Raw genomic sequence first — 9608 nt, 5'->3', positions numbered from 1 at the left:
TATTCAATGATAAATCCTGACTCAATGAGCACACGTTCATTTACCTCTAACATCGGCGCATGACCAAGTGGATGTATTTGTTTTAAGCTATCTGGTGCGCGGTAGGCTTTGTTACGCGCATAACAAGTCAATTGATAATCGACGCCAAGCTCTTCTAACAGCCAGATAATACGAAACGAGCGCGAGTTTGCTAAATGATGAAGGTGTAACATAAACCATCCTAGTTATAGTGTGAATAAGTAATAATGATAGGTAGCGCCCGCATTCCATTGATAACATTAATAGCATTGCTAAGCCTGTTGAGCAGTATTAGATATGATTGATTAGGCATGAGCAGGCATTGTTTTGAGCGTGGCAGCACTGCTGTCGATAATAGCGCAATTAACCAGCCTTTAACACAGAAACTGTGTAGAGCACGGCTATAGAATATAGCCTAGCAAGTCAAACTTATCACCCTTAAGCTACCAATGTCATTTAGCATGTAACGCTTCAATTTTGCGCGTCATCTTGTCTATTTTTTGCTGATACTTTCTAATTTTACGGAAACGATGCGCGGTCAGTACGCCTTTGATACGGCGATTTTTTAGGCGACGGCGCGGCGGGAAACTGCCGACCTGAGGCTCGTTATACCCTTGCAAGCGGTCGTCACGGCGACGAGTCACATAACCGAGCGCACTATCCGCAATCATAATCAGTAGTGCAATACAAATCATAGCGTACATAAATAATGAGCCGCCCTCATCGACGCTTTGATGCAAAATTGTGATAGAAAAGATAAATAAGAATATCGGCTCAAGGTAGCATAATGTACCAAATAGCGAGACAGGCAGTTTTTGACTGGCGACCATAGTCAGCGCCATCGCCGCCGTACTGATAATACCCAGTAGCGGCAATAGATACCAAAATTTATCGGTAGATATCGCCAGCTCAAAACCACCGCTCATATATAAAGCAATGATAACCACCGGTGTTAATAAAATCAAATCTGAGATAAGCCCTGTAATCGGCGGTACAGCAAGCTTGCGACGCAGCAAATAATAAGGCGGATACCCCAAACAAACAAATAAAGTTGCCCAAGAAATACTGCCATATTGCCAGATATCATAAGCTATACCGAGCGCAGCACAGAGGGTAGCCACCCACTGTAGCAGTGTCATATCTTCATTATAAAAAAAGCGCCCAACGATAATCATAATCATGGGGTATAAGAAATACCCCAATGTCACCTCTAACCCCAAGTCATTGACAGGTGCCCACATAAATATCCAGATTTGCGCGCCCAAAATTGGTGTGGGTATGATAAATAAAAACCACTCTTTTGCCGTCTTTAAGGTTTTAAGGTAATCAAAAATATGCTGCCATTGTTTCAGGACACTGACCAGTAACACCAAGCTGAGTAGCATCATCAGCACGCGCCAAGAAGCAACTTGTGTTCCTGATAATGGCTGCATCAATAGACCAAATAAGAATAGCAATGCATAGAGGAAATTTGCTGCTACTGCAACGATGGTGCCCTGCGACGTCTGATTGGTGGGGAACATAACAACAGCCTTTAGAGATAAGCGCACGTCCTTGGCAATTTTGAAAAAAAACAAAAGCCTCAGACGCGAACGTCGGAGGCCTTTGGTCTATAAGCTTTTTATCTATACAATATTTTACTGATAAATCAATCGTATAATGTTGATATAAACGCTGTAAATCCTAAGTGCTTAATCAAGATTTACATTATGTCAAAGTCAGAATAGATAAGCAATATATTGACCTAAGCCGTCTATTTATTTTGATATTTGGCTTATTAGACCTAACTTTGTATCTTACATTCATCACTTTGCTCACTTAGCATTCAGCTGCTCAATTTTACGCTGTATGCGATCCATTTTTTTTTGATAACGCTGAATCTTACGGAAGCGATGGGCAGCCAATACTCCATCGATACGGTGGTTGATTAAACGCCTACGCGGTGGAAAACCGCCAACTTGCGGCTCGCGGTAGCCGTGCAGATGATTGTCACGGCGGCGGATAAAGTGACCTTTGATGCTATCAGTAAGCATGATAAATAACGCCAGCGTAATCATGCCATACATAAATAGCGAACCACCCTCATTAAGGCTTTGATTCAATACGGTAATAGATAACACAAATAACAGCATCGGTTCTACATAACTTAGTGCACCAAACAATGATACCGGCAGCTTACTACTGGCAACCATGGTCAGCGACATGGCAAGCGCACTAAAAGCACCAAGCAGCGGCAATAAATACCAAAACTTTATGTTGTGAGCTGCCACACTAAAGCCGCCACTGCTATACAGCATTATCAGCATCAGAGGTGTCAATAACGTCAAATCTGAGAGCAAACCGGTAATAGGCGGTACGGCAAGCGTACGGCGCAGCAGATAATAAGGCGGGTAGCCCAAGCACACAAACAGCGTCACCCAAGAGACTGTCCCATATTGAAAAATATCATAACCAATCCCTAGAGCTGCACATACTGCAGCTAGCCACTGCAGGGCGCTCATATGTTCATGATAAAAAAAGCGGCCCAATACTATCATCACCAGCGGCAATAAAAAATACCCCAATGTCACATCAAGACCAAAACCATTGACCGGTCCCCACATAAACAGCCAAATCTGCCCACCCAATATCGGCGTTGGTAGGATAAAAATGATCCACTCTTTTATAGTCTTTAAGGTTTTTAGATAATCAAAACAATGCTGCCATTGCTTGGTAAAGCTGACCAATAGCACAAGGCTTAAGAGCATCATCAGGATACGCCATGAAGCCACTTGCGTACCGGTTAATGGCAGCATAAATAGCCCGAACAAGAACATCAAGGCGAATAAAAAACTTGAGGATACCGATGCTAAAGTTCCTTGGAAGGTTTGGTTGGTCGTCAGCATAAATACAGCCTTAAAGAATAGAAAAAAGAAAAGCCTCCGACGATAACGTCAGAGGCTTTTTCTAGTAAAGAAAATAAAAGACTAGATCAAAAAGCTAACTCATAAAACCGTTATTCATCAGTATCATTGACAGCTTCTGACTGACTAGACTCATTGAGGTCAGTCTCCGTCGTTTCAGAATTTGCCGCATCGACATTCTTCTGCTCTTGACCTTCTACCTCAAACGTTCCATCTTCTCTCATTGCATCAATCAGCTCGTTGTCACCTTCTTCATGCTCAACACGCGCCATAGCGACCAGCTTTTCATCTTTTGATAAACGAATTAAGGTCACGCCTTGGGTATTACGACCTGAGCTTGCGACATGCTGCACTGGCGTACGTACCAAAGTACCTTTATCTGAGATTAAGATAATATCGTCTTCTGGCTCAACCTTGGTAGCGCGTACAAGCTCACCATTACGGGCGCTTGTCTTAATCGCAATCACACCGCCACCGCCACGATTTTGTGTATTGAACTCATCAATAAAGGTACGTTTACCAAAGCCGTTCTCGCAAGCGATTAGGATTTCGCGCACGTCATCTTCGATAACCACCAAGGATTTGATAAACTCATCAGCCGCCAAACGCATACCACGGACGCCTTTAGCAGTACGACCCATCGCACGCGCATCATTTTCATCAAAACGAATCGCTTTACCACTTGAAGCAAATAGCATTACTTCTTGGCTACCATTGGTAATACGAGCGCTCACAAGCTTATCGCCCTCCTCTAAACCAACCGCAATCAGACCATTCGAGCGAATATTAGCAAACTGTTTCAGCTCGACGCGCTTCACCGTACCGTTGGCCGTTGCAAAGAAGACAAATGGTGGCTCTGCTTGTATGCTGTCATCGGATAAATCATTATCTATGAATGTTTTATCAGACAGCTCTTCTACGATCTTTGGAATAGGCAATATCGTAGTGACTGTTTCATCAGGATTTAAGCCAATTAAGTTCACCAATGGACGACCACGGGCGCCGCGGCTGGCAATTGGCACCTCAAAACCACGTAGACTAAAGACACGACCGCTATCAGTGAAGCACAGTACGGTAGCATGCGTTGAGGTCACAACCAAGTGATCAATCACATCGTCTTCTTTCATCGCGGTTGCTGACTTACCTTTACCGCCACGTTTTTGCGCGACATAGTCATCGATTGGCTGCGTCTTAGCATAGCCAGTACGCGATACCGTCATTACTACGGTTTGCTCTGGAATTAAGTCTTCACGGTTAAAGTCCATACGCGAATCAATAATATCAGTACGGCGCTCATCACCAAAGTTATCACGGATCTCAATCATCTCATTTGAGATAATGGTCATCAGCTTGTCAAAATCACCAAGAATCGACTCTAAATGGGCGATTTCACGCAACAAGTCTTGGTACTCTTCGGTCAATTTATCTTGCTCAAGACCAGTTAAGCGATGTAGCTGCATATCCAAAATCGCATTGACCTGCTCAAGCGATAAGCGATAGCTTTCTTGATTATCAATCAGACCAAACGGCGCTTTTGGATCTTCGCCTTCAATAAAATCAGGACGTACTGATTGACTGCCAGCAGCGGTGAGCATGGCTACGACGCTACCTGAACCCCAAGTATTACCCAGTAAGTTTTCACGAGCTAAGCCACGATTCGCAGAGGCTTTAATAGTTGCAATAATCTCATCGATATTGGCAAGGGCAACGGTCAAACCTTCTAATAAGTGACCGCGTACACGGGCTTTATTGAGCTCAAAAATAGTACGGCGTGTCACCACTTCTTGACGATGGCGAACAAAGGCGGCAATCAGCTGACGCAAGGTCAATAGCTTTGGCTGACCATTATCCAGCGCCACCATATTGATACTAAAGCTCGATTCAAGCGGCGTTTGCAAGAATAAGTTATTGACGATCACTTCGGCAGTTTCACCGCGGCGCAAATCAATCGCAATACGCATACCGTCTTTATCAGACTCATCACGAATCTCGGTAATACCTTCGATTTTCTTATCGCGAACCAATTCAGCAATACGCTCAATCAGCTTAGCTTTATTGGTTTGATAGGGCACTTCAGTGAACACAATGCGTTCACGGTCACGGTTGACACCGGTGTCACTCATCGGCTCGATGATATAACGACCACGTACATGCAAGCGACCTTTACCAGTACGATACGCATCTAAGATACCGGCGCGACCGTAAATAATACCGCCCGTTGGGAAATCAGGACCTGAGATATGCGACATCAGCTCTTCGGCAGATATTTGCGGGTTTGCCGCATAAGCGATACAGGCATTGATCACTTCAGTGAGGTTATGCGGGGCCATATTGGTTGCCATACCAACGGCAATACCCGTAGCACCATTGACCAATAGGTTTGGAATACGCGCAGGCAACACGCTTGGCATACGCTCAGAGCCATCGTAGTTATCTTCCCAATCGACAGTATCTTTGTCCAAGTCAGCAAGCATCTGATGGGTCAGCTTAGTCATACGTACTTCGGTATAACGCATCGCTGCCGGAGGATCATCATCAATTGAGCCAAAGTTACCTTGACCGTCAACCATCGGATAGCGAAGACTAAAATCCTGCGCCATACGTACGATGGCATCATAAACAGCACTATCGCCATGTGGGTGATATTTACCGATGACATCGCCGACCACACGTGCAGACTTCTTATAAGCCTTATTATAGTCATTAGACAACACGTGCATCGCATACATCACACGGCGGTGTACCGGTTTGAATCCATCACGCACATCAGGCAGCGCGCGCGAGACGATCACGCTCATCGCATAATCCAAATAGGACTGCTTTAATTCGTCCACAATGGCAATAGGACTGACCGATTCGCTCATATACACTCCCTCACTCACATCTACTCTCTAGCATGGGTTTCTCTAAACCATATAGGCACTAATAACGGCACCAAAGCGCCGTTATATGATAAATACAGTGACCATCAAAAAAAGGCTTAGCAACCTCGCATCTAGTGAGAATTAGCGATAGTTTTAATGTTAAATAAAAGAAGCTATTTTAGCACATTTTTGTCGATTTAGGGACATCTAGATGCTATTAAAATCAAGCAAAACAGCTCATTAGCCACCACTTTCTCTAGCAATCATCTCGATGCAAAAATCATTATCCATAGCGGCGTCATTACAGCTTGGTTTTGCCATTTTTATGGTTAAAATAAGTATGGTTTGAGCAACACAGCCTGACGCCTAATTTTCTAAACAGTGCGTCATCGAATTCATAAATCACTAGAGTATATAAACAATCCAAAAAAAGCGCTTAATGCTATCAGCGCTAGATTAGCGCCTTACTTTATTGTACGATACGCCACCATAAACTCTCTGATACAGACAACCTTTCATGCCAACCAGCCATCAAGATAGTAATAATAGCAACGCAGTAGACTCTACAGAAAATGTGACCGTGCAAGCGATAGCAGCAGCTACTCGTACGGATCGCAGTTTTGATGCGATTGCCGATCATTTTGAGAAAAAGGTTTATGGCGGCTTAAAGGGAGAGATTCGACTGGCGGTACTGCGCCGTGATATTTTTGCATATTGCGCGCAGACGAGCCTCCTACTTGGGCGACCGTTACGTATTTTGGATGTGGGCGCGGGGCTGGCGCAAATTGGCATTGAGCTTGCGGCGCAAGGGCACATACTCGTCATCAATGATATCTCAGCCAATATGCTAGAAAAAGCGCAAGCAAGCGCTGCACAATATGATGATGATCTAAAGATCACATGGCATGTATGCCCGTATCAAGAGCTTGAAGAAAAACTGGCCAATAAGACGGAAAAATTCGACTTAATCATGTGTCATGCGCTGCTTGAATGGTTGGCAGAACCTGCGGCGGTGATGGATTTCTTTGATCAATACCTGACACAGAATGGCGCAATTTCACTGTGCTTTTATAATCCAGTAAGTTTTGATTATCGCAATTTGATCATGGGTAACTTTAACTTACTCGATAACACAGATTATAAAGCCGACAATAAAAAAAGCCTAACGCCCAATCATCCTGTGGCAAAAGAAGAGGTTGAAGCGTGGCTACAGGCGCACGACTACAAAACTCAAGTCGCTAGTGGTCTGCGGGTATTTCATGATTATTCACCGCTAAAACGTGGTGGGCATAATGATCCTGAAGCGGTCATACGCATGGAGCTGCGCTACTCGCAATTGGAGCCGTATAAATGGCTTGGACGCTACTTACATCTGCTAGCGGCGCGTGGCTCTTAAGTATCTGTTTCTTAAAAACCTGCCTCTTAGATACAGGCACCTTAAATACAGACACCTTAAAAACCTTAATACTTAAATATCATAAGTCCTTTTAGCAAAAGGGCTTAATATACGCTATCGGATATCGTCAAACCGCTCTGACCTATCGTATTCCGACCAAGTCGTAGCATTGATATCTTTTTCATCAAATACCACCACGTGCTCAAGGATGGGCAATATACCGATTTGTGTGCCGATTTCATGGTTATGATGGCTTGCGACTAATGATAATACCGTTTGGCCATTATCCAACTGCAAGCGATAGAGATAATTGGCACCGCGAAATACCCGACCCACCACTAAGGCGGTCTGCGTGCTGTCATCATCATGGATAATGTCATCAGGACGCACCAAGACCTTAATCGGCGTCCCATTTGGATAATCGTACTCACAATATTGCGGCTGACCGGACGCATCGTAGACTTCCATCCGCCGATAGATATCGCCAAGCGCCGTCTCGACATGACCCTCTTTGATGATGCCATCTATCATCGCCCCTTCGCCGACAAACTCCGCAACAAATGGGCTGACAGGCTCATGATATAGCTCACTTGGAGTCGCCCATTGTACCAGCTTACCTTTATGCATCACCCCAACTTTATCAGCGAGTGCAAAAGCTTCATTTTGATCATGAGTGACCAAAATAGCGGTGGTATTGGTACGCTTAAGAATATCGCGGACATTCATGGCTAAGGATTCACGCAGTACCACATCCAAGTTCGAAAACGGCTCATCAAGTAGCAATAGCTTAGGCTTCGGCGCCAATGCACGAGCCAATGCCACCCGCTGCTGCTGCCCACCTGAGAGCTCACTTGGGCGTTTATCAGCGTGCTCAGTCAACTCTACGAGCGCTAGCATCTCAGCAACGCGGGCTTTTTTGTCAGCAGCCGACCATTTGTGCAGACCAAAAGCGATATTCTTCGCCACGCTTAAATGCCCAAACAGCGCATAATCTTGAAACACCATGCCCATACCGCGTTTGGCAGGTGCAACGGCAAATGAGAGTCGCGCTGCTTGCTCTGTTAGTCGCTGATTGTTAAGCGTGATTTTGCCACCGCGACTCTCCTCTAACCCCGCAATCGCTCTTAATGCCGTGGTCTTACCGCAGCCGCTATAGCCCAAAAAACAACCGATTTCACCCTGCTGCAAGTTTAGCGACAAACCATTGACCACGATGGTATCGTCATAACCTACCACCAAATTTTGTACACTAAAATAGGCCTGAGTGGCAGCGGATTCTTGTTTCTGTATACATGAACCATCTACACCAGCAGTACCTTGTCGCAGTTCTTTCTCTGCCACAGCCTTTGCCATTTGCGCCTTGGTTAGAATGGTCACAGGTGGCTTCTTCACATGACTTTGTCGTGCTTTACTCTGAGGCTCTACAGCATCAGCATTTGCTGGATTTATTGAATCGTTCATCAAGTCAGTATACATAAACAGTACCAGTAAGCTATTAGTGAAGAAAATCCAGCGTCACAATATTCAAATCTTAAACCTGAACAATGTAAAAAAACCATTTAACATCTATCATTCATATAAGGATAATTTTTTATTCAAAAACCATGTCAGCCCTGCTTGTCACTTTGACGCAGTAATATCCAAACAGGAATAAGACCGACCAATACAATCAATAGACTGGGTAATGCAGCGCGAGCCCACATGCCCTCACTGGTCATCTCAAATACCCGAACCGCCAGCGTATCCCAGCCTTGGCGCCGTGTCATCAAGGTAATGGGCATCTCTTTCATGACTTCAACGAACCCCATCAACAAACCCGTCAACACCCCTGGGCTTAGTACTGGTAACATCACTTGCCGCCAGCGCTGAAAAGGACTATCGCTAAGGAGTTTAGCAGCCGCTTCTTGATTGACGGTCAAGCGCTGAAGCTGCCGGTCTACCGGTTGGAAGCTCACCGTCATAAAGCGTGTCGATAAAGCCAGCAGCATCACAATCACACTACCAGATAAAAACTGTGTAGAGGTCACCCCAAACTCAATCAGCTGATTATCCAGCCACGCAATCGGAATAAAAATCCCAACTGCCAATACTGTACCCGGCACCACATAGCCCAGATTGGCTAAAGTGGTCATAAGCTTGGTCGATTTATCCGGATATTGGCGCTTAATCCATGCAATGATAATCGCTAAGACCGCGATAAATGCGGTGGTCATACTCGCAATCATGAGGCTATTGATAACAAAATCAATATAGCGGGCATCAAAATCTTGTTGAAAGTTCGTCGCTGTCCAATAGATAAGCTGGGCAAAGGGTATCAAAAAAGCGATTAAAAACACCAGCGTGCAAAGCAGCGCCATAGCAAGCTTGGCCGGTTTACTGGCTTCAAGACGCTGGCTACTACCTTGCGTGACAACATTACCGCGTTTT

The 9608-nt window shown here is 44.9% G+C and carries 7 protein-coding genes; 1 reads left to right on the top strand and 6 read right to left on the bottom strand.

Translation table 11 applies throughout. The features are described from left to right. The 4 genes from ABYU67_RS11165 to gyrA all read right to left on the bottom strand — a co-directional run. The coding region (locus ABYU67_RS11165; protein ID WP_372845210.1) for a glutathione S-transferase N-terminal domain-containing protein at positions 1 to 212 on the bottom strand (212 nt) is incomplete at its 3' end. A gap of 258 nt (positions 213 to 470) precedes the next feature. Then, positions 471 to 1541 (bottom strand): EamA family transporter RarD, encoded by a 1071-nt coding sequence (gene rarD / locus ABYU67_RS11160; protein ID WP_372845208.1) that lies wholly within the window; start codon positions 1539 to 1541, stop codon positions 471 to 473. Between the two features lie 291 nt (positions 1542 to 1832). Next, positions 1833 to 2903: an EamA family transporter RarD gene (rarD, locus tag ABYU67_RS11155; RefSeq protein ID WP_372845206.1), complete on the bottom strand. Its 1071-nt coding sequence runs from the start codon at positions 2901 to 2903 to the stop codon at positions 1833 to 1835. A gap of 110 nt (positions 2904 to 3013) precedes the next feature. Further along, positions 3014 to 5785, bottom strand: coding sequence for a DNA gyrase subunit A (gyrA, locus tag ABYU67_RS11150; protein ID WP_372845204.1), 2772 nt, complete (start codon positions 5783 to 5785; stop codon positions 3014 to 3016). Between the two features lie 517 nt (positions 5786 to 6302). Between gyrA and ABYU67_RS11145 the strand changes: the two genes are divergently transcribed. Then, complete coding sequence (locus ABYU67_RS11145; protein WP_372845202.1) at positions 6303 to 7181, top strand: methyltransferase; 879 nt, start codon at positions 6303 to 6305, stop codon at positions 7179 to 7181. Positions 7182 to 7295: 114 nt separating this feature from the next. On the opposite strand, the gene ABYU67_RS11140 is transcribed toward ABYU67_RS11145, so the two are convergent. Both ABYU67_RS11140 and ABYU67_RS11135 read right to left on the bottom strand, forming a co-directional pair. Continuing rightward, positions 7296 to 8642: an ABC transporter ATP-binding protein gene (locus ABYU67_RS11140; RefSeq protein ID WP_372845200.1), complete on the bottom strand. Its 1347-nt coding sequence runs from the start codon at positions 8640 to 8642 to the stop codon at positions 7296 to 7298. Between the two features lie 146 nt (positions 8643 to 8788). Continuing rightward, on the bottom strand, positions 8789 to 9608 hold an 820-nt coding region (locus ABYU67_RS11135; protein WP_372845198.1), incomplete at its 5' end, for an ABC transporter permease.

The organism is Psychrobacter sp., assembly GCF_041554015.1.
Taxonomy (GTDB): domain Bacteria; phylum Pseudomonadota; class Gammaproteobacteria; order Pseudomonadales; family Moraxellaceae; genus Psychrobacter.
The sequence above is the reverse complement of the archived record's forward strand: the minus strand, read 5'-3'. Positions and strand labels throughout refer to the sequence as shown.

Bases quoted from the DNA above. Each gene is read 5' to 3' on its own strand.
- rarD (WP_372845208.1), bottom strand. From the start codon at position 1,541: ATGTTCCCCACCAATCAGACGTCGCAGGGCACCATCGTTGCAGTAGCA.
- rarD (WP_372845206.1), bottom strand. From the start codon at position 2,903: ATGCTGACGACCAACCAAACCTTCCAAGGAACTTTAGCATCGGTATCC.
- gyrA (WP_372845204.1), bottom strand. From the start codon at position 5,785: ATGAGCGAATCGGTCAGTCCTATTGCCATTGTGGACGAATTAAAGCAG.
- ABYU67_RS11145 (WP_372845202.1), top strand. From the start codon at position 6,303: ATGCCAACCAGCCATCAAGATAGTAATAATAGCAACGCAGTAGACTCT.
- ABYU67_RS11140 (WP_372845200.1), bottom strand. From the start codon at position 8,642: ATGAACGATTCAATAAATCCAGCAAATGCTGATGCTGTAGAGCCTCAG.